At 38.2% G+C, this 25153-nt stretch carries 26 protein-coding genes; 3 read left to right on the plus strand and 23 right to left on the minus strand.

Features of this window, described 5'->3' with window-relative positions; genetic code table 11:
* Positions 1 to 162: 162 nt before the first annotated feature.
* From tnpA to fabT, 15 genes are all read right to left on the minus strand, one after another.
* Positions 163 to 792, minus strand: a complete 630-nt coding sequence (gene tnpA / locus CUS89_RS05560) for an IS200/IS605 family transposase (RefSeq protein ID WP_104871374.1) — start codon at positions 790 to 792, stop codon at positions 163 to 165.
* 326 nt (positions 793 to 1118) lie between these two features.
* A complete protein-coding gene (locus CUS89_RS05565; RefSeq protein ID WP_104871375.1) occupies positions 1119 to 1622 on the minus strand; it encodes a hypothetical protein in 504 nt (167 codons plus the stop codon).
* 289 nt (positions 1623 to 1911) lie between these two features.
* Positions 1912 to 2790 (minus strand): nucleotidyl transferase AbiEii/AbiGii toxin family protein, encoded by an 879-nt coding sequence (locus tag CUS89_RS05570; RefSeq protein WP_104871376.1) that lies wholly within the window; start codon positions 2788 to 2790, stop codon positions 1912 to 1914.
* 20 nt (positions 2791 to 2810) lie between these two features.
* The gene (locus tag CUS89_RS05575) at positions 2811 to 3668 is read right to left on the minus strand and encodes a type IV toxin-antitoxin system AbiEi family antitoxin domain-containing protein (protein ID WP_019723305.1); all 858 of its coding nucleotides are present in this window, start codon (positions 3666 to 3668) and stop codon (positions 2811 to 2813) included.
* Between the two features lie 234 nt (positions 3669 to 3902).
* On the minus strand, positions 3903 to 4688 hold the full coding sequence (locus tag CUS89_RS05580; protein WP_010735869.1) for an acetyl-CoA carboxylase carboxyl transferase subunit alpha: 786 nt from the start codon (positions 4686 to 4688) through the stop codon (positions 3903 to 3905).
* The gene (accD, locus tag CUS89_RS05585; RefSeq protein WP_062805459.1) at positions 4681 to 5550 is read right to left on the minus strand and encodes an acetyl-CoA carboxylase, carboxyltransferase subunit beta; all 870 of its coding nucleotides are present in this window, start codon (positions 5548 to 5550) and stop codon (positions 4681 to 4683) included. The genes CUS89_RS05580 and accD overlap by 8 nt, the downstream gene beginning before the upstream one ends.
* Position 5551: 1 nt before the next feature.
* Entirely contained in the window at positions 5552 to 6931 is a 1380-nt protein-coding gene (locus CUS89_RS05590) for an acetyl-CoA carboxylase biotin carboxylase subunit (RefSeq protein WP_066025694.1), read from the minus strand.
* 7 nt (positions 6932 to 6938) lie between these two features.
* Entirely contained in the window at positions 6939 to 7358 is a 420-nt protein-coding gene (gene fabZ / locus CUS89_RS05595) for a 3-hydroxyacyl-ACP dehydratase FabZ (RefSeq protein ID WP_010735872.1), read from the minus strand.
* Positions 7359 to 7377: 19 nt separating this feature from the next.
* Positions 7378 to 7857 (minus strand): acetyl-CoA carboxylase biotin carboxyl carrier protein, encoded by a 480-nt coding sequence (gene accB / locus CUS89_RS05600; protein WP_308726886.1) that lies wholly within the window; start codon positions 7855 to 7857, stop codon positions 7378 to 7380.
* Positions 7858 to 7859: 2 nt separating this feature from the next.
* Positions 7860 to 9095 carry a beta-ketoacyl-ACP synthase II gene (gene fabF / locus CUS89_RS05605; RefSeq protein ID WP_104871378.1) on the minus strand — a complete coding sequence of 412 codons (1236 nt, stop codon included), beginning with the start codon at positions 9093 to 9095 and terminating at the stop codon, positions 7860 to 7862.
* A gap of 12 nt (positions 9096 to 9107) precedes the next feature.
* On the minus strand, positions 9108 to 9845 hold the full coding sequence (fabG, locus tag CUS89_RS05610) for a 3-oxoacyl-[acyl-carrier-protein] reductase (protein WP_010735875.1): 738 nt from the start codon (positions 9843 to 9845) through the stop codon (positions 9108 to 9110).
* Between the two features lie 10 nt (positions 9846 to 9855).
* Positions 9856 to 10776, minus strand: a complete 921-nt coding sequence (gene fabD / locus CUS89_RS05615; protein WP_104871379.1) for an ACP S-malonyltransferase — start codon at positions 10774 to 10776, stop codon at positions 9856 to 9858.
* Positions 10777 to 10886: 110 nt separating this feature from the next.
* Positions 10887 to 11111 carry an acyl carrier protein gene (locus tag CUS89_RS05620; RefSeq protein ID WP_034688440.1) on the minus strand — a complete coding sequence of 75 codons (225 nt, stop codon included), beginning with the start codon at positions 11109 to 11111 and terminating at the stop codon, positions 10887 to 10889.
* Between the two features lie 48 nt (positions 11112 to 11159).
* Positions 11160 to 12122 (minus strand): beta-ketoacyl-ACP synthase III, encoded by a 963-nt coding sequence (locus CUS89_RS05625; RefSeq protein WP_104871380.1) that lies wholly within the window; start codon positions 12120 to 12122, stop codon positions 11160 to 11162.
* Positions 12123 to 12131: 9 nt separating this feature from the next.
* The gene (gene fabT / locus CUS89_RS05630; protein WP_010735879.1) at positions 12132 to 12572 is read right to left on the minus strand and encodes a fatty acid biosynthesis transcriptional regulator FabT; all 441 of its coding nucleotides are present in this window, start codon (positions 12570 to 12572) and stop codon (positions 12132 to 12134) included.
* Positions 12573 to 12882: 310 nt separating this feature from the next.
* Between fabT and CUS89_RS05635 the strand changes: the two genes are divergently transcribed.
* Positions 12883 to 13839: a GIY-YIG nuclease family protein gene (locus tag CUS89_RS05635; RefSeq protein ID WP_104871381.1), complete on the plus strand. Its 957-nt coding sequence runs from the start codon at positions 12883 to 12885 to the stop codon at positions 13837 to 13839.
* Between the two features lie 30 nt (positions 13840 to 13869).
* On the opposite strand, the gene CUS89_RS05640 is transcribed toward CUS89_RS05635, so the two are convergent.
* From CUS89_RS05640 to CUS89_RS05665, 6 genes are all read right to left on the minus strand, one after another.
* A complete protein-coding gene (locus tag CUS89_RS05640; RefSeq protein ID WP_010735881.1) occupies positions 13870 to 14100 on the minus strand; it encodes a YkuJ family protein in 231 nt (76 codons plus the stop codon).
* 85 nt (positions 14101 to 14185) lie between these two features.
* Positions 14186 to 15073: an NAD(P)-dependent oxidoreductase gene (locus CUS89_RS05645; protein ID WP_104871382.1), complete on the minus strand. Its 888-nt coding sequence runs from the start codon at positions 15071 to 15073 to the stop codon at positions 14186 to 14188.
* 87 nt (positions 15074 to 15160) lie between these two features.
* Entirely contained in the window at positions 15161 to 16384 is a 1224-nt protein-coding gene (locus CUS89_RS05650; protein ID WP_104871383.1) for a glycosyltransferase family 4 protein, read from the minus strand.
* Positions 16385 to 16407: 23 nt separating this feature from the next.
* On the minus strand, positions 16408 to 17448 hold the full coding sequence (locus CUS89_RS05655) for a glycosyltransferase family 4 protein (protein ID WP_104871384.1): 1041 nt from the start codon (positions 17446 to 17448) through the stop codon (positions 16408 to 16410).
* A 165-nt stretch (positions 17449 to 17613) separates the two neighbouring features.
* Complete coding sequence (gene ptsP / locus CUS89_RS05660; protein ID WP_019723966.1) at positions 17614 to 19341, minus strand: phosphoenolpyruvate--protein phosphotransferase; 1728 nt, start codon at positions 19339 to 19341, stop codon at positions 17614 to 17616.
* Positions 19341 to 19607 (minus strand): phosphocarrier protein HPr, encoded by a 267-nt coding sequence (locus tag CUS89_RS05665; RefSeq protein ID WP_002287602.1) that lies wholly within the window; start codon positions 19605 to 19607, stop codon positions 19341 to 19343. Before CUS89_RS05665 ends, ptsP begins: the two co-directional genes overlap by 1 nt.
* A gap of 544 nt (positions 19608 to 20151) precedes the next feature.
* Between CUS89_RS05665 and CUS89_RS05670 the strand changes: the two genes are divergently transcribed.
* Positions 20152 to 22389, plus strand: a complete 2238-nt coding sequence (locus CUS89_RS05670; protein WP_104871385.1) for an ATP-dependent Clp protease ATP-binding subunit — start codon at positions 20152 to 20154, stop codon at positions 22387 to 22389.
* 194 nt (positions 22390 to 22583) lie between these two features.
* On the plus strand, positions 22584 to 22904 hold the full coding sequence (locus tag CUS89_RS05675; protein ID WP_104871386.1) for a DUF1827 family protein: 321 nt from the start codon (positions 22584 to 22586) through the stop codon (positions 22902 to 22904).
* Between the two features lie 21 nt (positions 22905 to 22925).
* Here the strand turns inward: CUS89_RS05675 and CUS89_RS05680 are convergent, their stop codons facing one another.
* Positions 22926 to 23147 (minus strand): flagellar motor switch protein, encoded by a 222-nt coding sequence (locus tag CUS89_RS05680; RefSeq protein ID WP_104871387.1) that lies wholly within the window; start codon positions 23145 to 23147, stop codon positions 22926 to 22928.
* 246 nt (positions 23148 to 23393) lie between these two features.
* Positions 23394 to 24974 carry a peptide chain release factor 3 gene (locus CUS89_RS05685; protein ID WP_104871388.1) on the minus strand — a complete coding sequence of 527 codons (1581 nt, stop codon included), beginning with the start codon at positions 24972 to 24974 and terminating at the stop codon, positions 23394 to 23396.
* Between the last annotated feature and the right edge of the window lie 179 nt (positions 24975 to 25153).

Raw genomic sequence — 25153 nt, forward strand, 5'->3', positions numbered from 1 at the left:
AACTACTCACCACTTAGCTAAACCCTAACGGTTCTTAACACTTGATGTGGGAGCTTCTTGGGAATAGAGCATACTTGTAAGCGTATTTCTTTACTCACAGCGGTTTCTCTTGTTTACCAAGTTATCTCCGTAGTTCCTACGGTTATTGAGTATAGTTATAACCTACGCGAATGATTGTATTTGCAGTCCTTCGTTCAGAATATTGATACTCGCATTGATATCTCTATCGTGATGCGTATGACAAACCGGACACGTCCATTCTCGGATTTCAAGGACCTTCTTTCCATCTTTATGACCACATGCTGAACAGATTTGGCTGGAAGGAAACCATTTGTCAATTTTGATAATTTCACGACCATACCAGTCAGCTTTATTCTGTAGTTTCGTCACAAAGCTAGACCATGACACATCAGAAATGCTTTTTGCTAATTTATTGTTACGCAACATATCTTTGGTATTCAAGTTTTCAATACAGATAATCTCGTGATTTTTGATCATTTCTATACTCAATTGATTTAGAAAATCATTCCGTTGATTCATCACTTTTTCGTGTAATCGAGCGACTAACCGTTTTTGTTTTTGGTAATTCTTCGCTTTGAACATAATATGAACATGGTCTTTCTCATGATTCCACTCAACTAGAGTGCTGTGATAGGATGCTGATATTCGTTCAAAAGTTGTTTTAGCAAATTCAGATATTTCATCATCAATCACTTGTCTACGGTATTTTGTTACCAACACAAGGTGATAATAGAGAAGAAATAATGAATGATTATTAGTGTTTAATTCCATTGTTATATCCTCATATAGATTGATTATAACGTAGAATAAAATAGAAGGACAATGCGCCTTACATGTCGGTTTTCGAGTTGCCAACGGCAATCCTCATACCGAACGGCATTCATCACCCACCTATAGAGGAAGGGCGACTTCTGCCTAATTACGTTAAAATTTCAAATCAAGAATCCTGATTCGGTACAGAAAAATATTTTTAATCAATTAAAAGAACAGGGAAAAGATGGTGCCCCCTTCTTTCTGTTCAAATTATTCTGAAATTCCTCTTCTTCAAAAATCATTTTGCAAGAAGAGGAATTTTTTTAGGCTACTCCTTTAATCAACTATTCCTCATCCCCTGACACAAAACTATATTCAATCTTATCTATGTCAGCTAAACGATTCCCCGTTTCATCTATCCAAGAAAATTCTTTTCGATAATCCTTTCCGACTAATGTTGTCGTTTTCTTCTCCTGATTGACTTCGACTGTTACATGTTCGATTTCTTTAACAAATGTTTGAAAAAGTTCATTCGTTTTTAGGTCTTGTTCTGCGGATGTAAAATCTGGTGTCAGCAAACTTTTGATTTCTTGTTCTTCACTGCTTGATAGTTTTAAACCTGCGGGATCTTGATCAAGGTTTTGTGCCAGTTGGATTTCTTTCATGATTTCTAAATTTCCCTCTTTAAGAGTATAACTTCCTCTGTTTTGTAGCGTCCCAGCATTCGTCACTTGAACGATCTCGGCGTTTTTTAATTGAGATTCAGCCGTTTTAGAGCAACCAACCAAAAATAGCATTACCGAAAGCAACAATCCATAAAAAAGAACATTTAACAACTTATTAAACACAAGATCAACTCCTTTTTAACAAGGATATCATATTTATTAAAAATAACATAAAATATTTTGTATTTCGGTTATTAATACAGAACTGACTATAATGAGATTGTAAAAAATAAAAAAGGGAAGGCGTAATACAAAAAAGTTATTTTTTGGGTATTACTTTTTTTAACGTATTGTTAATTAGCTATTTGACGTTAGGATAAATTAAAACACGTAGAACCACAGTAGCTTTCTTTTAAATGGTATATTTGATTATGTAATAACCTAGTAGCTTTTGTTTTTATTCTATACCCTATCATTTTAAGTACACTTTATGTAATTTTTCTAAATACTCTTTGAATTGCCTGAGAATTGTTTTAAATTTTAGGTGTTTAGCATACTCTCTGTCTTTAATGTAATTCTTCCAATAAATATCATTCATTTTTTCATTTACAATTATTTCGTCAACTATAAAAAGCCAATCCTCAAACCGTTCTTTATCAATAGGCAGTTCCTTATGACGAAACAGCCATGTATTCTCAAAAGCCTCATAACATTTAGTAACACTCGGTTTATATTGATAATTTAAGATTAAATGTATATCGTAAAAATCTTTCATTCTGGAGTTTTTTGTTCCTAAATCCAATATTATTTCTGTTTTTTCAGCAAGAATAGTCTCAATTGGATAAGCCTGCAAAGTAATTGATTTACGTTCTCCCTTTTTCTCATTGAAAAGTAGTGGTATATCTATAACTTCTGCTTTAGGAGTTATAGTGTCACCAACACCTAAGTCTAGATCAAACTGAACGATTGATTTTTCTTCTAAAAAGTTCATCTTGAATTTGGCTCGAAAACCTTCATATTTACGCTGTTGCTGGGAAGCCATCAAACTGATCAACTTAAATTGTACTCCATCATCTAGATCAATACTAACAATATTTTCGAGTACTCTAGTTATATTCATTTTATCTACTGATATTTCTTTTATTAACGTATCCAAATCTCTTGTTGTTCTTTGCTCTACTTTAAAAATAGCTCCCAATAAAAAGCCACCCTTAATGATAAAGTTATCCTTATACTTACTTTCTTGCAATCTAGATAAAAATCGTTCAGTTGCGTATCTTATTCTGTATTCTTCAAAACTTATTCCTAAATTTTTAGTCTTTATGATATCTTTTAGTCTGTTTGAATTCATCAGTCAGTACACCCTTCTTATTATAATTGCAACTCCCACAAATACTTGTCTAGCTCCTTCAATACACCTTGTTTGTACGCTATTCTTCTTAATCTGTTACTATCTCGAGAATATAAATCATAATATCTTCTAAGAGCTTCATTTTTAACCTCTTCTTCAATATTAGATTTAGGAGTCAATATATCTGCTATAGTTCTCTCTGCAGATGTGACTCTAACAAGATTATTCTTCATTGTTTTTTTTAAAACGATCTGGGTACTTTCTATTGGATTATTTTTCGTTACGAATATGGGATCATTTTCATAATAACTCAGAACAAGAGCTTTATTATTATTGTATACTCCTTTATCAATCTTAATGTATTGATTTGAATTTTTTTCTAATTGAGAGAGTTTGTAATCCTTTGGCAAACTAATAATGGTTTTTTTCGGAATCACATCACTCAAATCTAGCATATACAAAGCCGATTCATGTGAAATAACCGCTTTAGAATATTGAGATTGAAATAAGAACGGTGCGTCTAGGCTTTTATGAGGAAAAATATAAATCCCGCTGGATATTTCTTGTAAATCATACTTATGAATAAATTTATTTAAATAATAGTTACTAATATCTGCTCTATTCATTATTTTTCTCACTATGTTACCATTATATTTTTTGGCTTGAATAAGGAATAAAAATTCCTTCGATTCTATATCTGGTAACCTAGAATCTAGTAAATAATCTTTTAATTTATTAGTAAAAAAAGGTTCACTTAAAAACTCAATAGCTTGTGATAACTGATCAAAATCTAGACTATTGATCATCTCATTAACCTTATATTTTTTTTCTTCAACACTTTTATCATTTTCTAAAAAGTCATCTAAATTAGAATACATCCTCTAACCTCCCTTACAACTAATTATTTTACCATTTAACTCGTAATTTAAGTATAAAAACAAGTTATTTACCTAAAAAAATACTTTTATCCTAATTTATTTTTCATTTTAACTAGTAAACCACCCAAATGAACACGTTAAATATATAAATCATAAACCAATATTTATCCCTTTATAGGATAAATCAGAAAAAACTGTAGAGGCAATTCTCTACAGTTTAAATCAAAAATCTTTTTAATATTTACGAAAACGTTGGTAGCGTTGTTCAATCAATTCTTCGGTTGGTTTCTGACAGAGTTCGGTCAGTTTTTCGATCAATGCTTTTTGCATCATACGCGCAACTTTTTCTTTGCCTAAAGGCTCTCCATTGAATGTTTCGGGGATCACTCGATCGATGACGTCTAACTCTAATAATTCACCAGCGGCAACTTTCATCAATTCAGCGGCTTCGGCTGCTCGGCTGCCGTCTTTCCAAAGAATCGAAGCAAAGCCTTCTGGTGATAAAACAGCATAGATCGTTTGTTCCAACATCCAGACTTCATCGGCTAATGCCAAGGCTAATGCCCCGCCACTACCGCCTTCACCAATAATGATACTGATGATCGGTACCTTCAAATCAGACATTTCCAATAGATTACGGGCAATCGCTTCCCCTTCGCCACGTTCTTCTGCACCGATCCCACAATAGGCACCTGCAGTGTTGATCAACGTGATGACCGGACGATTGAATTTTTCTGCTTGTTTCATTAAACGCAGTGCTTTACGGTAACCTTCTGGATGAGGTGAACCAAAATTCCGGCGAATATTTTCTTGCAAGTCGCGGCCTTTTTGGATGCCAATGACGGTCACAGGTTTTCCGGCTAGTTTTGCCACACCTCCGACAATCGCTTCATCATCACCAAATAAGCGATCACCATGAAACTCTTGGAAGCCTTCAAAAATCGTTTCAAAAAAATCAAGACTTGTCCAACGATCTTTTGCCCGCGCCAGTTGGACGATATCATGAGCAGTTTTATTCATGGTTGATCCATCCTTTCTGCGTATGCAATTCTAATAATTGATGGATCGTGTCCTTGAGTTCTTTTCTTGGAACGATTTGATCCACAAAGCCATGTTCCAGTAAAAATTCTGCTTTTTGGAAATCTTCTGGTAGTTCTTGTTTGATCGTTTGTTCGATCACTCGGCGGCCAGCAAAGCCGATCAAACTTTGTGGTTCAGCTAAGATGATATCCCCTTCCATCGCAAAGCTGGCGGTAACGCCACCTGTCGTTGGATCTGTTAAGACCGTCAAATAAAATAGCTGTTTATTGCTATGACGTTTGACCGCTGCGGAGATCTTAGCCATTTGCATGAGAGAAAAAATCCCTTCTTGCATCCGAGCTCCTCCTGAAGCAGTGAACAATACGACGGGTAATTTTTTACTCGCCGCACGTTCAAACAAGCGTGTGATCTTTTCCCCTACGATCGTGCCCATACTTCCCATGATAAAATTAGGGTCCATGACACCGATAGCAAAAGGAATGCCTTTAATAGTCGCTTGACCAGTTAGAACTGCTTCATGTAAGCCAGTCTTTTCTTGCATCTTGCCGATCTTTTCTTGATAATCAGGAAAATCAAGGGGATCTTTTGTAACTAGATCCGTATCCCATTCCTCTAAACTTTTCTCATCAATGATCAACGCTAATCGCTGCCATGCGCCGATCCTAAAGTTATAACTACAGTGTGGACATACTTTTTCTTCCCCGATATCTTTTGTGTAGATGATATGTTTACAATTTGGGCATTTCGCCCACATATTGTCAGGGACCGATGGTGCATTCGTTGGCTTGATTTCTCGATTAGGATTGATTCGAATGTATTTTTTCTTTTTGAATAAAGCCATCTTATTCGTCTCCTATCTCCGTCTCGGGAATCCAATTTGGTAAAAACTCTTCTTGTAAGAATGCGGTACTGTAATCACCAGCAATCACTGCAGGGTGACTGATCAGATCCATTTGGAATTCAGCATTCGTGATCACGCCATCTGTCACGATCTCGCTCAATGCTCGTTGCATTTTCATCAACGCATCGAAACGTGTATCGCCATGTACGATGACCTTAGCAATCATTGAATCATAATAAGGCGGAATCGTGTAACCTGAATAAACCGCACTGTCGACCCTTAATCCCATACCACCAGCTGGCAGCAACAAATTCTTGATTTTACCTGGCGAAGGAGCGAAATGAAATGCTGGATTTTCTGCATTGATCCGGCATTCGATCGCATGACCTTGGAAAATGATCTCTTCTTGTTGGATCTCTAATGGTCGTCCAGCCGCAACCTCGATTTGTTTTTTTACTAAATCGATATTTGTGACCATTTCAGTTACTGGATGCTCGACTTGGATGCGGGTGTTCATTTCCATAAAATAAAAATCACCGGATTCATCCATTAAAAATTCGATCGTTCCTGCATTTTCATAGTTCACTGCCTTTGCTGCTCTGACAGCTGCTGCACCTAAGTGATTTCGTTTTTCCTCAGAGATCACAACAGATGGTGATTCTTCTAAGACTTTTTGATTATTCCGTTGTAAAGAACAATCACGTTCACCTAGATGCAGAACATGACCAAATTGATCACCTAAAATTTGCACTTCAATATGTCTTGCGGGATAAATGATTTTTTCCAAATACATATCATCGTTACCAAAAGCAGCTGCTGCCTCTTGTTGGGCGGATGAAAAATGTTGTGGTAATTCTTCTTTTGACAAAACTTTGCGGATTCCTTTACCACCACCACCAGCAGCGGCTTTGAGCATCACTGGATAGCCGATTTTCTCTGCCACTTCCAGTGCTTCTTCAACAGTCGATAGCACACCATCACTACCTGGGATCACAGGAACATCTGCTTGTTGCATCAACTGACGTGCGTTGATTTTATTCCCCATATCATCAATCGTTTTGCTTTTAGGTCCAATAAAGACGATATTACATTCTTCACACATCGAAGCAAATCGACTGTTCTCAGATAAGAATCCAAATCCAGGATGGATTGCTTCTGCTTTTGTAACGATGGCTGCACTTAGAACTGCTTGTACATTCAAATAGGAATCTGTTGCTCTTGCAGGACCGATGCAGACGGCTTCGTCTGCTAATTGTGTGTGTAATGCCTCCGCATCCGCTTCAGAATAGACCGCAACGGTTTGGATTCCAAGCTCACGGCAGGCACGAATGATCCGTACGGCTATTTCGCCGCGATTTGCTATCAAGACTTTTGAAAACATAACTCACCTATCCAATCATAAAGGTTAATTCAGCTTCAGCAACTTTTTTGCCGTCCACTTTTGCAATTCCTTTGCCTATTCCTGCAGAAGACTTGATTTTAGTGATTTCCACTTCTAATATCAACGTATCTCCAGGAGTCACTTTTTTACGAAACTTCGCTTTATCTAATCCGCCAAAGTAAGCCGTTTTTCCTTTGAACTGTTCCAATGATAATAGGGCCACTGCTCCTGCTTGGGCCATCGCTTCTACGATCAATACCCCCGGCATCACAGGTTCTTCTGGAAAATGTCCTTGGAAAAAAGGTTCATTGATCGTCACATTTTTTTTAGCAACGATCCGTTCGCCTTCGACGATTTCTTCCACTCGATCAATCAGCAACAGCGGATAGCGATGAGGGATGATTTCTTTGATTTCTTGTATATTCATAGGTCTGGTTCTCCTTGGCTTAATTTGGTTGGATGATAAAGAGTGGTTGTCCGTATTCTACGACTTCTTCATTGTCGATCAAGATCGCAACGATCTCACCATCGACATCACTAGTTACTTCGTTCATCAATTTCATTGCTTCAATGATACAGATCACTTCACCCTTAGCGACTTTGTCTCCTACTTTTTTGAATGCTGGCTTGTCAGGAGACGGTTGTAGATAAACGATTCCAACGATTGGTGATTTCACTTCAGTCCCATCAATTGTCGGCGCAACTGCTTCTGGTTGAACAGCATGGCTTTCTTCTTTTGGTAAAGCCGGTACAACTTGTTGAGGTTGTGGTTCAGAAGCACTCGTTGTTGGTACTGTTTGTCCCATTCCCCGACTCATTTCATTTTTATTCATATATAATTCAAATTGTCCGTCTTTCAAGTCAAATTCTGTTAAAGTTGACTGATCAAATTGACTGACTAATTCTTTGATTTCATTGATCTTCAACATTATTCCTCCCAGCGTTTCATACATAGTACAGCATTATGTCCACCAAATCCTAGTGAATTACTCATGGCATAAGACAGTTCAGCTGGTTTACTTTCATTGATCACAACGTTTAGATCGATTTCAGGATCTTGTTTTTCAACATTGATGTTTGGTGGGATAAACTGATGCTCTAACGCCATCAAAGTGGCAAGCGCCTCAATCCCACCTGCAGCACCTAATAAGTGTCCAGTCATTGATTTCGTACTGCTGACATAGGTTTCTTTGAAAGAGTCTCCTAAAGCGATTTGGATCGCTTTAGCTTCTGCTTGGTCGTTTGCTGGTGTACTTGTTCCGTGTGCGTTGATATAGCCCACTTCTTTTGCATCGATCCCGGCTTCTTCCATCGCCAATTTCATTGCTTTTGACGCACCAGAACCATCTGGTGTTGGAGCTGTCATATGGTAAGCATCACAATTTGAGCCGTAACCCACGACTTCACCATAAATTTTTGCGCCACGAGCTTGTGCATGTTCCAGTGATTCAAGGACTAATACTCCTGCCCCTTCTCCCATGACAAAACCATTACGGCCTTCATCAAATGGCATCGAACCACGTTCAGGGTCTGTTGATGTTGATAAAGCAGTCAGTGCCGCAAATCCGGCGATCCCCATCTCACAGATCGTTGCTTCTGTTCCACCTGCAAGGATGATATCGGAATAACCATGTTTAATGTTGCGGAATGCTTCCCCAATGGCATTCGTTCCACTAGCACAAGCGGTCACGATCGACGTACAAATGCCTTTTGCACCTACACGCAACGCAATATTACCAGCTGCCATGTTAGCGATCGACATTGGAACGAACATTGGTGATACACGATTTGCTCCTTTGTCGTGCATACGGATGACTTGACTTTCGATGGTTGGTAAACCACCGATCCCCGAGCCAACGATAACGCCAAAACGGTCTTGGTTGATCGCTTCTTTTTCGATCCCACTCATCGTCAATGCTTCCATTGCAGCATAAATGCCGTAGATTGAAAACATATCCATACGTTTACTATCTTTTTTTACAAAGTATTTATCAAAAGGGAAGTCTTTTACTTCACCTGCTAAAGTGATCCCTGTGTCTGTTGCATCAAATTTTGTGATCGGTGCAATGCCATTTGTCCCAGCTTTTAAACTAGCTAAAAAACTATCTGCATCGTTACCGATCGGTGAAGTGACTCCATAACCTGTAATTACTACTCGATTCATAAATTTTCCTCCCTATCCGTGCATGACCAATCCGCCGTCAACATTGATGACTTGACCTGTGATATACGAACTTTTCGCTAAGAACAATGCGGCTTCCGCAATATCTTCCACTTGGCCAAAACGTTGCATTGGAATTTGTTTTTCTGCTTGTTCTCTTACTTTTTCGGATAAAACATCTGTCATATCTGTAGTGACAAATCCCGGAGCAATCACATTACATGTGATTCCTCGTGTAGCAACTTCTCTTGCCACAGATTTAGTAAAACCGACAACTCCTGCTTTACTTGCTGCATAATTGGCTTGACCCAAGTTACCGATCAATCCTGAAACACTTGAAAGATTGATGATCGCGCCTTCTCTTTTTTTCATCATTTTTTTCAACACATGCTGTGTCATGTTGAAAGTTCCTGTTAAATTGATATCCAAACATTTTTTGAAATCATCTGCATCCATACGTAAGACAAGTTTATCATTCGTAACTCCTGCATTATTGACCAAGATATCGACAGAGCCCAACTGCTGTTCTGCTTCTTTGATCATCTCTCCTGCTTTATCATAATCGGAGATGTCACCTGAGATCCCTACGCATTCAACCCCATGCGCTTTGATTGCATTGATTTTTTCGGCTGGGATCTCTCCACGACCATTTAAGAAGATGTTTGCCCCTGCTTTGGCAAATGCTAAAGCGATCGCTTCACCAATTCCTCGTGTACTGCCTGTAATAAATACATTTTTTCCAGTTACGTCCATAACTTGCCTCCTATGACAATTGATTGATTGTTTCTTCAAATGTTTGTTGATTTTCCACACGTGCGACAGTGAGCGACTTGTCGATTTTTTTCATAAAGCCACTTAGTACTTTACCGGGCCCGACTTCGACCACTCGTTCGACCCCTAAATCTTTAAGCTTTTCAATACTTTCGTAAAAACGAACAGGTTTCATCACTTGTTGTTCAAGTAAAACTGGGATTCTTTCTTTCGTCATGACCTCTGTCGTCGTATTACTGATCACTGGTATCTCAGGTTCTGAAAACTCTATCTTGCTAAGTTCTTCTGCTAACTGTTTAGCAGCAGGCTCTAAGATTGCTGTATGGAAAGGGCCACTTACATTTAGTGGGATCATTCGTTTGATCCCTTGTTCTTGTAATAGTGCCACCGCTTGATCCACTGCTTTTTCTTCGCCTCCGATGACGATTTGCTGAGGGGTATTGTAATTTGCGGGGGAAACGATCCCCACTTCTTCCGCCTGCTTACAACAGCTCTCGATGACATCTACCGGTGCATTCATCACAGCTACCATTTTCCCACTACCGGTAGGGGCAGCGTCTGTCATAAACGTGCCTCTTTTTTCGACCAATGCGACTGCTTCACTAAAGGAGAGCGCACCACTGGCTACTAAAGCAGAATACTCACCTAAACTTAGGCCTAAAACGGCTTGAGGAGTGATCCCACGTTCTTTTAGCAAACGATAGAACGCAATGCTGACAGTCAAAATAGCTGGTTGCGTATAGATCGTTTGATCTAAACGATCATTTGTTGAAAAACAAAGTTCCGCCATATCATAGCCTAAGATCTGACTTGCTTCATCAAAGGTCTGTTTCACGATGGGTTCATGGTAGAGGTCTTGACCCATTCCTTGGTATTGTGCGCCTTGTCCGCTAAATAAAAATGCTGTTTTCATCATAGTCTCCAATTTATATTTAGGATAGTTAGCTTTTTTGTTTCATTTAAAAAAAGGCTAAGACATTCCTTTTTCGGAAAATGTCCCAGCCCCCAACCTAATCTTGATGATTATGCAGTTTGTTTTTCAACATAAGTGACTAAATCTTGAACTGTTTTGATGCCGTCTTCTGTTTCGATTTTCACATCAAATTCATCTTCGATCTCGTTGATGATTTGGAATAAATCCAAGCTATCTGCTTCAAGATCTTCTTGGATGTTTGTCGTTAATTTGATTTCTTCTGCGTCTTTCCCTAATTCTTCTGCAATGATTTCTTGAATTTTTTCGAATACCATATGATAATTCCTCCGATATTGTTTCTTTTTTATATTTTTTTTATCAGTTTATAGTTCCATGAGGATACTTCCCCATGTCAATCCTCCACCATAACCTGTAAATACCACTTTTTGTTTTTGACCTAAAGTTATTTTTCCGCTCTCTATCGCTTCATCTAAAAGAATCGGGATGCTTGCTGCGGAAGTATTGCCATATTTATCCATGTTCGTCAGAAACTGCTCCTGGGGGATTTTCACCTTGCGAGCAATCTTTTCGATGATTCGTAAGTTTGCTTGATGCAAAAGCAGATAATCAACAGGTGTGTCTTGAATGATTTCCTTGATGTTCATCGCGACGTCTCTAACAGCAAAGTCAAAAATATCCCGTCCAACCATTTTTAAATAGTAAGAACCTTCTGAATCTTTCGTGTACAAAGGCGAGCGATTTTGTAGATAACCAGAAGTAAGGGATTGCGCACGCGAACCATCTGCCGCTAGCGATTCTCTCAATAATTTTTGATCTGATCCAGCTTCTAACAAGATGCCACCAGCTCCATCACCAAACAAGACAGCGGTTGAACGATCTGTCCAATCGATCAGTTTAGATAATGTTTCGCCACCAATTACTAAGCCTTTCATTGAGCCACAACGAATCAGTTTCTCTGCTACACTTAAAGCATAAACAAAGCCTGAACATGCTGCGCTGATATCAAATGCGATTGCTTTAGTTGCACCGATCCTTCCTTGAACTAAAGTTGCTACAGAAGGCGATGTATAATCAGGCGACATCGTAGCAACGAGAATAAAATCGAGTTCATTTGGATCAAGTGCTCTTTTCTTTAGTAATTTTTCGGCAACGAGGTAACACAAATCGGAAGTTTCCTGGTCGGTTACACAATGTCTCTCTTTGATTCCTGTACGGGATGAAATCCATTCATCCGAAGTGTCCATCATTTTTGAGAGATCATCGTTTGTGATGATTTTTTTCGGTAAGATACTTGCCGTTGCTGTGATCGTTCCAAATTGTTCCATTAAACTTCCTCACTTGTAATCTCGCAAGAAATCATGCAAGTTTTTCAATGCAGACAGCAAAGCTTGTTGTTCGTCGGTAGCCATACCGTCCATGATGTTTTTGACCATTTCACGATGGAAATGCTGATGCACACGGTAAAGTAACTTACCTTTTTTGGTCAACCCCAGCTTCACCACTCGTCGGTCGTCTTCACTACGGATACGCTCAACGTAGCCTTTCCTAACTAACTTGTTGATAGCAGTGGTCAAGGTCCCAACAGTAATCGACAGTTCTTTGGCTACTTCTGAAGTTGTCTTTTTCTTGTACATACCGATTGCCTCGATCGTATGCATCTCTGTAATCGACAGATCTTTGAATTGTGACTTTTTTAATTCGGATTCTTCGATCGTCAAAATATCATTGAAGACACTAACGAGATAATCATTTACTGTATTAAAATCAGGTTCCATGTTCCACCATCCACTAAAATTAGTTTGATTATCAAATCTTTTGATGTTCAAACTATATCTTAACTTTTTTCAAAATGCAACCTTTTAACTAAATTTTTTTGCATTATTAATTTTTTTTAATTTTTCATTTTAAGAAAAATGCTTATATATCAACGTTTTATTTACTGAAAATTAAAATATAGATATAAAAAAAATATTTTGATTATCAAAGTATCTCCATAATTTATTTATAAAATATGATAGCTTTTATTGTTCATTTTCGGAAATCTGTTATAATCTTTTTAATTCAATTTCAATTAGGGGAGCGCATATGCACTTAAAAGAGAAAGTAAAAAACCTACCTTTGTTACCTGGTGTTTATTTGATGAAAAATAGCGAAGGTAAAATCATTTATGTAGGTAAAGCTAAAAATCTAAAAAATCGCGTAAGTACGTATTTTTATCAAAATAAACAACACTCGAAAAAAGTCTTGCGCTTGGTTCGTTCGATTGCTGATTTTGAGGTCGTTGTCGTTGATACAGAATTAGATGCTTTATTATTAGAGTGTCAACTGATCCAACACTATCGCCCGATCTACAATCGTCGGATGAACTATTTTGACAACTATAACTATTTACATATTCAATCCGATGGTCTTTTTCTCACGAATATCCCTACTGCAAGAACTTATGGACCTTTTCGTCTTTATAAAAAAATGCCAAGTATTCTTCGCATTATTGAAGAAAACTATCAAATGCCATGGTTATCTGAAATCAGTCATTTAGCATTACAAGCCCAACTTCCAGAAATAAAAGATTGGACTTTTGAACAAAAGAAAAAAGAGATCCAAGGCTTATTACAGGGAAGAAATAAGAAATTATTAGGCTATTTAAAAAAACGTCAGTTGCATTTTATTGAGCAGCTTAATTTTGAAAAGGCAGCTATTCTTCAAAGGGATATTGAATTGGTAACGTATTTTACTCATCGAATACAAGAACAAAAAAGATTTTTGCGAACACCGAGAATCACATTGAGCATGCCGTTAGCTAGCGATGAGAACAAGATCAAACATTTCTTGGTTTCCTACGGTCAAGTAGCTGACACAACGATTACAGAGCCTGGACAAGCGCCTCATTTCTATTATGAAAAAGACAACAGGTTGTCACTCAAGCGACAACTGTCTCAGGAAGAAATCGATCCTGTTCAAATCTTGATCAGCTACCAACGTAAACTGGTAAAAGACGAACAACAATCAAAAAAAGAGTCTGGAATCCAACCAATTGGTTGAATCCCAGGCTCTTTTAGCTAGCTCGAAATCTTATTGAATCAAATCATAGATCTCCATCGCAACGATATCGATATTGTCGAATTCGTATTGTTGATGTGTGTCTGTTTCAGTTAGTTCAAATGTTTCTGTCGCTTTATCATAAGTTACGGTACATTTTTCTACGCCCTCTTTTTCAAAGCGACGAACTTGCAGCTCATTGTCTGCTGATTCGACCATAGCCTCCAGTCGTTTAATGATTGCGACTAATTGTGAATGTGCCATCGGAGGTCCTCCTTTTCTTAGTTCTGTTATATTGTATCAAAAGCATCGTCGACTTGCATTGATTTTCTCCAAAAAAACTAGTTTTTTAGGATTTTTTTTTCGGCTGTCTGCCATCTTCCCACCAAAGCTTGATCAATGCTTGCGTTCCATCGTTCTCAAAACCCTTTTCTGCTAGCTGTTCATATAGCTTTCGTGCTTCTTTTGTCGCTGGTAAGTTCAATCCTACTTTGTCTGCTTCTGCCAAAGCAATCTTTAAATCTTTGATGAAATGTTTGACAAAAAAACCGGGTGTATAATTCTCTTGTAAAATACGTGGTGCATAGTTACTCAATGACCAATTCGCCGCACTGCCACCTGAAAGCGTCGCAATCACTTTTTCCAAGTCTAAATCAGCTTTCTGTGCATAAACGATCATCTCTGTCATGCCAGTCATTGTACCGGCAATCATGATCTGGTTTGCCATTTTTGTGTGTTGCCCTTTTCCAGCTGATCCATGTAAGGTAAACGTTGTTCCAAACTCACGAAATAGTGGTAATACTTGCTCGTAAACATGCTCTTTTCCACCAACCATGATCGTTAAAGTCCCGTTTTTTGCACCTAGATCGCCTCCTGAGACAGGCGCATCTAAGGCTTCTGCTCCGAGCTCTTGTGCGCTCGCTGCAATTTTCTCTGCAAGTGTTGGGGTACTTGTCGTTAAATCAACGACTGTTTTCCCACTTAAGCCTGCTCGGAAAATGCCTTTCTCACCATAATAGATCTCTTCCACATCTTGAGGGTAGCCAACCATTGTAAAGACGACTTGGCTCGTCTCAGCTACTTCTTGTGGACTATCTGCCCATACTGCCCCTTCTTCTATAAGCGGTGCAGCTTTTGCTTTCGTGCGATTATAAACAGTCAGTTCATGACCAGCTTTTTGTAAATGACGAACAATTGCGCTTCCCATGACTCCTGTGCCGATAAAACCAATTTTCATCTTTTGTCCTCCTAAACGATAAAATCCTTGTTTCTATGCTAGTATACGCTAGAAACAAGGATTTTTTTAGGATTATTCACTGTTTTTTTATCTTTTAAACGAATTTAATTTAATTTTAATCCGTTCAATGGATGCTTCTTCTTCTTTTTTACGCATCTCTTCTTTGTAATAAACAAGCATATCTTCATAAAATTCGATCATTGATTGACCAAAATGAGTCGCAGAGATCTCGAAAAGTTTCTTCTCAAACACTTCTGGATTTTTTTCAACTTTGCTTTCAATATAATCAATAAGTGCAGGAGCAAAGTCTTCGTCCCGTTCGAAAGTTCGTCCAAGGGAAGCATGATCAAATAAACGATTTAAGTAATCATTTCCTTCAACTACACATGGTGTACCAGCTGCCATTGCTTCTGTATACGTCAGTCCTTGCGTTTCTGATGTCGACGCACACACAAAATAATCAGCCGCACGATAATAAAATGCGACATCATTGTTATCGACTTCTCCAGTAAATTGAACCACCTCAGCTAAATCCAGTGACGAGATCAATTCTTTTAGCTGTTCAACATAAGGTCCATTCCCAACTATGACTAGTCGTGCATCAGGATAGTGTTTGATGACTTCTGGGAATCCTTGGATCAACGCTTGGATATTTTTTTCATAAGAGATTCGACTTAAAGATAAAATCATCAAACCGTTTTCCTCGATCCCTAATGAAGTGCGTAGCTCTTTGATTTGTTCTTGTGTGATTTCTGGGCGTTTGAATTTGTCTATATCGATCCCAGTCGGTATCACTCGTAATGGTGCTGTCACCCCATAACTTCGCAATGTTTCGATGACACGCTCACTCGGACAAACCACACCTGTTGTATGGTTTACAAATAGTCGAGATAAGTATTTGACATGAGATTGTCGAATCACTTTTCCTTTTGCAATGTAATGGAGATAATCTTCGTACATCGTGTGATACGTATGGATCGATGGGATTTTTAATTTTTTCGCGACCATCTTTCCAAGAACACCTGCTCCAAACTCAGTGTGAGTATGGATAAGATCTAACTCTAACTCTTTTGCCACTAAATAGGCATACCACATTCCTCGTACCACTACTCGACGTTCTTTAAATGAGACAAAAGGAACACTTGGCATACGAATCACATCTTTTTCTAACTTGTCTGCATTGGGATCTGTTGTCGTGAATATATACACGTCATGTCCCATTTTTTCGAGTTCTTCTTTTAATGTCTTGATCGATGTCGCTACGCCACTTACCTGCGGAAAATAGGTATCGGTAAAAAAGCCGATTTTCATCTTTTTTCGCCTCCAAACTACCTTTATTTTGATTCTTGCATTTGTTCATTTGAAGAATCTGATGCTTTTAGCACTTGTTCATAAACGGATTGAAGTTGTTCACCAATTCTTTTGATACTTCGTTCTTCAGCCGTTTGATAGCCAGATTCAACTAGACTAGGCACTTCATGTCGAATGATTTTTTGAATAAGTTCAGAAAATTCTTGATTGTTTCGTCCCATATAACAATTTTTTTGATCTTCAAGCCAACCATCATAAACTGGGATATCACGGACTAACACATTTTGTTTACTTGCTAAAGCTTCAAGTACCACAATACCTTCTGTTTCTTCATATGAAGGGAAAAAGAACAGATCCGCCCCTGAGTAAGCTCCTTCGATGATTTCTCCACGAATATAGCCTGGAAAAATAACATTATCTGGATGATCCTCTTTCACGATTTTACGGATGTTGCTTGGGATCGAATACATCGGAACATGGCCAAACCAGATAAATGTATATTCTGGCAATTGCTTGGCTATTTCAACAAAGTCAATGATTCCTTTTCTAGCAAAGAAAAGTCCTACACAAATAATCACTTTTTGATCTGGTGAAAGATTGAAATATTTCCTGAAATTTTGTTCTTTGACAGGATCTGGCTGGTATTTTTCTAAATCGATCCCATTGGAAATGGATTGGATTGGTAAATCAATACCATAGCTTTGTAACAATTTTTTTGAATATGGGGTTGGTGTGATCAAGTAATCTGCCTTTTCATACAACCCAACTAAATATTTTTTCACTAACGGTGCTAATTGATTCGAACCGATAAAGGAATTACGGAAATCTTCCTCCGTTGAATGCGCATGATAAATAATTTTTTTACCGTCTCTACGCGCTTTGTTGACCATGTTGTGACTATTGATACCATATGTATTGATGTGCAAAATATCATAGTCTTCTTTACTATCTAAAGTATAGGAGATCCCTACATCCTTAAGAGCACGTTTTTGATGATCAAGTGCACGACCAATGCCGGACTTAGAAAGCATCTTCTCACTTTCAAAATATAATAATACCTTCATCTACGTTCCCCCTCACTCTTATATTATAACACAGCGTGAAAGCTGTCACTCAAACTTAAGTCCGATTTTTTCCCAACAAACTTGTAAGATGGCACGGAATTTTCTTTTTTATTATCGGAAGACAAAAAAAACAGGCACAGCAAAATACTGTGCCTGTTCTTAAAATCAAGCTAGATATTCATTAACAAGTTCTACGACTTCTTCCATTGTATCGCACTCATTTAGGGCGCGATCCGCAAGTTCAGCCATTTTGCTTGTATCTAAACGTTTCATCAAGCTACGAGTTTTTAAGATTGATGTTGCACTCATTGAGAACTCATCTAATCCCATACCGACTAGTAAAGGAACAGCCATTTGATCGCCGGCCATTTCTCCACACATACCAGCCCATTTACCTTCAGCGTGTGCTGCATCAATGACGTTTTTGATCAAACGTAGAATTGATGGGTTGTATGGTTGGTACAAGTATGAAACACGTTCGTTCATACGGTCAGCTGCCATTGTGTATTGGATCAAGTCGTTTGTTCCTACTGAGAAGAAGTCAACTTCTTTAGCAAATTTGTCCGCAATAACGGCTGCAGCTGGAATCTCGATCATGATCCCTACTTGGATCGAATCAGAGACTTCAATGCCTTCATTTACTAATTTTTGTTTTTCTTCTTCAAAGATTGCTTTTGCACCACGGAATTCTTTTAGTGTAGCAACCATTGGGAACATGATACGCAAGTTTCCATGTACAGAGGCACGTAATAACGCACGCATTTGCGTACGGAACATATCGTCACCTTGTTCTGACAAACTGATACGTAATGCACGGTATCCTAAGAAAGGATTCATTTCATGCGGCAATTGCAAGTATGGTAATTCTTTATCTCCACCGATATCCATTGTACGAACAACGACAGGTTTTCCTTCCATTCCTTCCAATACTGCTTTGTAAGCAACGTATTGGTCTTCTTCAGTAGGAAAATCTGGTGAATCCATATAAAGGAATTCAGTACGATAAAGGCCAACTGCTTCACCACCATTGTTGTGTACACCGACTAAATCTTTAGGTGTACCAATGTTGGCTGCTAATTCAAAGTGTTTGCCATCGGCAGTCACTGTCTCAGCATGTTTCAGTTTTTCCCATTCTGCTTTTTGTGCAGCATAATCTGCACCGATTTTTTCAAATTCGGCTTTTTGTTCTGCTGTTGGCTCAATGACTACGTCGCCTTCGATTCCATTAACAGCTAACATTACGCCTTCTTTCACCTTCGCAGTGATTTCTTTTGTTCCAACGATTGCTGGAATTTCAAGAGAACGAGCCATGATTGCAGAATGCGATGTCCGTCCACCGATATCTGTTACAAAAGCTTTTACGAAGTTACGATCTAATTGAGCAGTGTCACTTGGCGTCAAATCATGCGCCACGACAACAACTTCTTCATTGATCATTGAAGGGTTTGGTAAAGTCACACCTAGAAGATGTGCTAAAATACGTTTTGCAACGTCACGAATATCTGCTGCACGTTCTTGCATGTAAGCATTATCTTCCATAGCTTCGAACATACCGATATACATATCCGTTACTTCTTTAAGAGCTGATTCAGCATTTACACTGTTATCTTTGATGTTTTGTTTGATTTGACCTATCATTTCAGGATCTGAAAGAACCATTAAATGTGCGTCAAATACTTGCGCTTCTGCTTCACCTAAGCTTTGCGCTGCTTTTTCACGAATTTGTTGTAATTCTTCAGTTGATTTTGCTAAAGCATCATCTAAGCGAGCTTCTTCAGCTGAAGTATCCTCAACTGTCGTCTTACTGAATGATAAATCCGGTTGAACTAGCAGGTAAGCTTTTGCAACGGCTACTCCGTCACTAGCGGCGATCCCTTTTAGCATTTCAACCATTATTCAGATAAGCCTTCTTTCTTCATTGTTTCAACGATAGCTGCCATAGCGTCAGCTTCGTCAGCACCTTCAGCAGTGATAGTAACGTCAGAACCTTGACCTACACCTAAAGACATAACGCCCATGATAGATTTTAAGTTTACTGATTTACCTTTATACTCTAAGTTTACATCAGAGTTAAATTTGCTTGCTGTTTGTACTAATAGTGTAGCTGGACGTGCGTGGATCCCAGTTTCTGCTACTACGTGAAATTCTTTCTTTTCCATATTAATCGGTCTCCTTTAAGTGAGTGTTGTTTTTATGTGAGGGTTTTCTTTTTTAGTAATCCATGATAGAACTAATCAGATGAACCCTTTCATCTGTAAAGATTAACATTTTTTTTCCTTAGATACAACAGTTTTCATTTAAATTGAGAGAAAATCCAGTAAACTATTGTGTGGTTTTGTTTTGGGCTTGGTTTTGACTATTCCTATTTTAAGGCAATCTATGTTTTTTTATAACCCAAGGCTCTTCTCACTAATCATTGATTGTAGCGCAGATTATCTATTAGTGAGATTTCACCTATAGTCCTTGCCAGATTCCAACACAACTTAAACTTGCCAGCCAAATAGTTTATTACCATTGCCTGAGGGAAAGAATCAATTGCTTGCGTCTCTTCAAAATTTTAGTATAATAAAACTAAATGGTCAGTAATGGTCAACTCATTATGACTTTTAAAGGCTTTTTGATCAAGTGTTATTCTTTTACCAAGAGAAATACGCGATGTAAAATAGACCTATTGACCAATGTTTGAAAGGACGTGAATGTTTTATGCTTTGTCAAAACTGTGGAAAAAATGAAGCAACGATTCACTTGTATGCGACTGTCAATGGTCAACGTACACAACTTGACTATTGTCAGAGCTGTTACCAAAAAATCAAAAATCAGCAAAATGGAGGTCTAACAAGTATGGCCCAAAATGATCCATTTGGCTTTGGGAGTCTGGACGATCTATTTCGTTCGATGTCTCGTCAAATGCAACAACAAGGCAATTTTGAACAAACGCCCCCTACTCAATTTGGTGGGAACAACAACTTTAATGGTGGACAACCGCCACAAGGCCCTGCTTCAGATGGTCTTTTAGGCGAATACGGTATCAATATCACAGAAGAAGCGCGACAAGGAGAAATCGACCCTGTTATTGGACGGGATGATGAAATCAAGCGCGTGATCGAGATCTTGAATCGCCGTACAAAAAACAACCCTGTCTTGATTGGTGAGCCAGGTGTTGGTAAAACGGCCGTTGTTGAAGGTCTCGCACAAAAAATCGTTGATGGCGATGTCCCACAAAAATTACTTGATAAAGAAGTGATTCGCTTAGATGTCGTTTCACTTGTCCAAGGCACAGGAATCAGAGGGCAATTTGAAGAACGGATGCAAAAACTGATCGAAGAAATCAGACAAGCAGAAAATGTCATTTTATTTATTGACGAAGTTCATGAAATCGTTGGGGCTGGTTCAGCTGGTGATGGTAACATGGATGCCGGAAATATCCTAAAACCTGCGTTAGCTCGTGGTGAATTACAAATGGTTGGGGCAACGACATTGAATGAATACCGGATCATTGAAAAAGATGCTGCGTTAGAGCGACGGATGCAACCTGTTCGTGTCGATGAACCTTCTGTAGATGAAACAATCAGTATTTTACAAGGGTTACAAAAGCGCTATGAAGATTACCATCATGTCAAATACACAGATGCTGCGATCGAAGCTGCGGCTAGATTATCTAATCGTTACATCCAAGATCGTTTCTTACCGGATAAAGCCATTGATCTACTTGATGAAACAGGATCAAAGAAAAACTTGACGATCCAAATCGTTGACCCAAAAATGATTGAAAAGAAATTGGAAGAAGCGGAAGAACAAAAATTGTTGGCTTCTAAAGAAGAAGATTTCGAAAAAGCAGCTTATTATCGCGATCAAATCAATAAGTTGAAAAAAATGCAAGAACGTCAACTTTCAGAAGAAGAAATCCCAGTGATCTCTGAGAAAGACATGGAAAAAATCGTTGAACAACGTACAGGCATCCCTGTCGGTGAACTAAAAGAAAAAGAACAAACTCAATTGAAAAACTTAGCTGACGACTTGAAAAAACATGTCATCGGGCAAGATAATGCGGTGGATCGGGTAGCCAAAGCTATTCGTCGTAATCGAGTTGGTTTAAGCAAGAAAAACCGTCCAATTGGTTCTTTCTTATTTGTTGGTCCTACTGGTGTTGGTAAGACAGAATTAGCGAAGCAACTCGCCTACGAGTTATTTGGATCTGAAGAATCAATGATCCGTTTCGATATGTCCGAATACATGGAAAAACACAGTGTCGCAAAATTGATTGGTTCTCCTCCAGGCTATGTCGGCTATGAAGAAGCTGGTCAATTGACTGAAAAAGTACGTAGAAATCCGTATAGTTTGGTTCTGCTTGATGAAGTAGAAAAAGCACATCCAGATGTCTTACACATGTTCCTACAAATCTTAGATGATGGACGTTTGACTGATGCGCAAGGTCGGACAGTCAGCTTCAAAGATACGATCATCATTATGACAAGTAATGCTGGGACCGGAAAAGTAGAAGCCAATGTTGGCTTTGGTGCAGCCCGTGAAGGTGTGACTCGTTCTGTCTTGAATCAATTGAACAACTACTTCACACCTGAATTCTTGAATCGTTTTGATGGAATCATCGAGTTCAGTGCTTTATCAAAAGAAAACTTGATGACGATCGTTACTCTTATGCTTGATGATGTCAACCAATTGTTGGCGGCTCAGCAATTGCATGTGGACGTCCCTACGAATGTCAAAGAAAAACTGGTTGATCTTGGCTACGATCCAGCAATGGGCGCACGACCATTACGTCGAACGATCCAAGAACAAATCGAAGATGGCATTGCCGAATTCTATCTTGATCATCCAACCATCTCTGATCTTAAAGCAAAATTAGATAAAGACGATAAAATCGTCATTACTTCTAAACCTGAACGTTTAGTCAAAGAAGCAAACAACGAACCGACAGAATAATTCCACACTCAAATGGTAGAAAAAATCGAGCGGAGAGTTTGCCACTCTCCGCTTTTGTTTTTATTTTTGGAAAAGATAGTAACGATTTTTTCTTATTCGTTTATTTTTAAGAAGACAAAATGCTGTTCATTTTACTAAAAAAAAATTATACTTAATGTAAGTTATTTCTTAAATACATAAGAGAGGTGAGCGCCATGAAACTAGTTAATGTAACAAACAGCCATTCACGATTAGTTTTAAACCAATTAGAAAATACAGATGCACATATGGTAAAGGTGTATACCGCAGGAAATACAACCGTTATTTATACAGAAGCTCCTGAGCACAATGAAATCGTCCTGATGAATGAAAACCGCAATATCCAACCAAAGGAAATTGAAGAAATCCAACACTACTTCTTAAAAAAAATCCATGACGCTGAGTACCATCCTGAAGACATCCAAGTGATCGAGTTACCTGGCTTAGTAGAAATCTCTATTCCAAAAAGAAATTTAAATGCACCAATTGCTATGTAGTACTAAAAAGTAAATCATGAATCAAAAGGGTTTTGTCGAAGTCACTTGGCATTCCCTTTTTTTCTTTTTCCTATTTCCAACTTCTCTCCCCTTTACTGGTCGATCCGCTTGGATGATCGAGCGGATTTCTTTGACGATCCGTTCATTCTTTTCCCAGTTCTCAATATCTAACATCTGACATAATTGACGCATTTTTGCTTTTTTTCTTTCAATACGCTGTTTTTTCTCGATTTCTGTTTCCATTTGTTCCCTGCTTTCTTTGCTTATTTTATATATATGTACGCAAAAATATTCTAATCTATTTTTTTATTTGATTTTAATTGATTTTTTCAAAATAACCAAAAAAACGTTAAAATCCAACAAAAACACACGACAATTCGCTGAAAACATGAATTGTCGTGTGTTCGTTTTTTATTTATATACTAAATAAATATTTTTAAGCTTTTATGCTAAAAATGGATCAATTGAACCAGCAACGAGAACCACTGATTACATCAAACTTTTTAATTTTACGTTTGGATATTTGTCAGCAAACCAACGTTCTGCAAACTGGTTCTCAAATAAGAATAGCGGTTGATCGAAGCGATCTCTCGCTAAGATGTTACGACTAGAACTCATTTTCTCATCTAGATCTTCCGGTTCGATCCAACGGGCAATCTTATTGCCCATTGGTGACATGATCACTTCTGCATTGTATTCATTCAACATCCGATATTGGAAAACTTCAAATTGCAATTGTCCAACTGCCCCGATGATGTATTCTTCGGTCACATAGGTTTTATATAATTGAATGGCACCTTCTTGTACCAATTGATTGATTCCTTTGTGGAATGATTTTTGTTTCATCACATTTTTAGCCGTTACTTTCATGAAAAGCTCAGGCGTAAATGAAGGTAATTCTTCATAAGCTACTTTTAGTTTTCCTTCATATAATGTGTCACCGATTTGATAGTTTCCGGTATCATACACACCAATGATATCTCCAGCTACAGCATTTTCAACATTTTCTCTGGCATCTGCCATAAATTGCGTGACATTACTCAATTTTAATTTTTTGTTCGTCCGCTCTAATGAGACGTCCATTCCTCGTTCAAAAGTCCCTGAACAAATTCGTACAAATGCAATACGATCTCGGTGAGCTGGATTCATATTGGCTTGGATTTTAAAAACGAAACCGGAAAAATATTGTTCATAAGGGCTGATTACTTGATCTTCACGTGTTTTGTGGCCATAAGGAGATGGCGCCAAATCAACGAATGTTTCTAAAAAGGTCTGTACACCGAAATTAGTCAACGCTGAACCAAAAAATACTGGTGTCTGCTCCCCACGAGCAATTTTTTCTTCATTAAATGAATCCCCAGCTTCTTTTAACAGCTCTACTTCTTCTAATACTTGCTCGTACAATGAATTATTTCTTAGTGGATGATCCTCCGGTAAGTGACCCTCTTCATCTAATTGAGCCAAGCGTTCATCTTGATAATTCTCAGGACGATAAAATTCTACTCGGTTATGATGGATGTCGTATAATCCTTCCAGTCCTTTTCCCATGCCGATTGGCCAATTCATTGGGCAAGATTCGATATCTAATAACTCTTCTAATTCTTCTAATAGATCAAGCGGTTCTCGACCATCTCGGTCCAACTTATTGATGAAAGTGAAAATAGGGATGCCTCTTCTTTTGACTACTTGGAAAAGTTTTTTGGTTTGTGCCTCGATCCCTTTTGCACTATCAATGACCATGACTGCACTATCGACCGCCATCAACGTACGATACGTATCTTCTGAAAAGTCCTCATGCCCAGGGGTGTCTAAAATATTGACTCTTTTTCCGTGATAATCAAATTGCATCACTGAACTGGTAACAGAAATCCCACGTTGTTTTTCGATTTCCATCCAGTCAGATTTTGCAAAATTACCTGTTTTCTTTCCTTTGACCGTTCCTGCTTGGCGAATCGCACCACCGAATAAAAGCAGTTGTTCGGTGATCGTTGTTTTCCCCGCATCCGGATGGGAAATGATCGCAAATGTGCGTCGATTGTCCACTTGCTGTTTTAATTCTGGATTGTTCATAAATTTACTCCATTCTTCATTTGTCTATTGCTTCATAAAAGAGAACCCCTTCGACTATTCGATAGTTCCTCTATCCTTTTCTTCAACTCAAATAGTATAGCATGGATCTTAAGTTTGAAAAAGTAAGCGAAACAGTTTTACTTTTTCTTTTCATTTGATATCTCCAAAAAAAGAACAGA

It is taken from the genome of Enterococcus mundtii, from assembly GCF_002947535.1.
Taxonomy (GTDB): Bacteria; Bacillota; Bacilli; order Lactobacillales; family Enterococcaceae; genus Enterococcus_B; species Enterococcus_B mundtii_B.

Coding starts and splice junctions, on each gene's coding strand:
- tnpA (WP_104871374.1), bottom strand. CDS start 792: ATGGAATTAAACACTAATAATCATTCATTATTTCTTCTCTATTATCAC.
- CUS89_RS05570 (WP_104871376.1), bottom strand. CDS start 2,790: ATGAATTCAAACAGACTAAAAGATATCATAAAGACTAAAAATTTAGGA.
- CUS89_RS05575 (WP_019723305.1), bottom strand. CDS start 3,668: ATGTATTCTAATTTAGATGACTTTTTAGAAAATGATAAAAGTGTTGAA.
- CUS89_RS05580 (WP_010735869.1), bottom strand. CDS start 4,688: ATGAATAAAACTGCTCATGATATCGTCCAACTGGCGCGGGCAAAAGAT.
- accD (WP_062805459.1), bottom strand. CDS start 5,550: ATGGCTTTATTCAAAAAGAAAAAATACATTCGAATCAATCCTAATCGA.
- CUS89_RS05590 (WP_066025694.1), bottom strand. CDS start 6,931: ATGTTTTCAAAAGTCTTGATAGCAAATCGCGGCGAAATAGCCGTACGG.
- fabZ (WP_010735872.1), bottom strand. CDS start 7,358: ATGAATATACAAGAAATCAAAGAAATCATCCCTCATCGCTATCCGCTG.
- fabF (WP_104871378.1), bottom strand. CDS start 9,095: ATGAATCGAGTAGTAATTACAGGTTATGGAGTCACTTCACCGATCGGT.
- fabG (WP_010735875.1), bottom strand. CDS start 9,845: ATGGACGTAACTGGAAAAAATGTATTTATTACAGGCAGTACACGAGGA.
- fabD (WP_104871379.1), bottom strand. CDS start 10,776: ATGAAAACAGCATTTTTATTTAGCGGACAAGGCGCACAATACCAAGGA.
- CUS89_RS05620 (WP_034688440.1), bottom strand. CDS start 11,111: ATGGTATTCGAAAAAATTCAAGAAATCATTGCAGAAGAATTAGGGAAA.
- CUS89_RS05625 (WP_104871380.1), bottom strand. CDS start 12,122: ATGGAACAATTTGGAACGATCACAGCAACGGCAAGTATCTTACCGAAA.
- fabT (WP_010735879.1), bottom strand. CDS start 12,572: ATGGAACCTGATTTTAATACAGTAAATGATTATCTCGTTAGTGTCTTC.
- CUS89_RS05635 (WP_104871381.1), top strand. CDS start 12,883: ATGCACTTAAAAGAGAAAGTAAAAAACCTACCTTTGTTACCTGGTGTT.
- CUS89_RS05640 (WP_010735881.1), bottom strand. CDS start 14,100: ATGGCACATTCACAATTAGTCGCAATCATTAAACGACTGGAGGCTATG.
- CUS89_RS05645 (WP_104871382.1), bottom strand. CDS start 15,073: ATGAAAATTGGTTTTATCGGCACAGGAGTCATGGGAAGCGCAATTGTT.
- CUS89_RS05650 (WP_104871383.1), bottom strand. CDS start 16,384: ATGAAAATCGGCTTTTTTACCGATACCTATTTTCCGCAGGTAAGTGGC.
- CUS89_RS05655 (WP_104871384.1), bottom strand. CDS start 17,448: ATGAAGGTATTATTATATTTTGAAAGTGAGAAGATGCTTTCTAAGTCC.
- ptsP (WP_019723966.1), bottom strand. CDS start 19,341: ATGGTTGAAATGCTAAAAGGGATCGCCGCTAGTGACGGAGTAGCCGTT.
- CUS89_RS05665 (WP_002287602.1), bottom strand. CDS start 19,607: ATGGAAAAGAAAGAATTTCACGTAGTAGCAGAAACTGGGATCCACGCA.
- CUS89_RS05670 (WP_104871385.1), top strand. CDS start 20,152: ATGCTTTGTCAAAACTGTGGAAAAAATGAAGCAACGATTCACTTGTAT.
- CUS89_RS05675 (WP_104871386.1), top strand. CDS start 22,584: ATGAAACTAGTTAATGTAACAAACAGCCATTCACGATTAGTTTTAAAC.
- CUS89_RS05680 (WP_104871387.1), bottom strand. CDS start 23,147: ATGGAAACAGAAATCGAGAAAAAACAGCGTATTGAAAGAAAAAAAGCA.
- CUS89_RS05685 (WP_104871388.1), bottom strand. CDS start 24,974: ATGAACAATCCAGAATTAAAACAGCAAGTGGACAATCGACGCACATTT.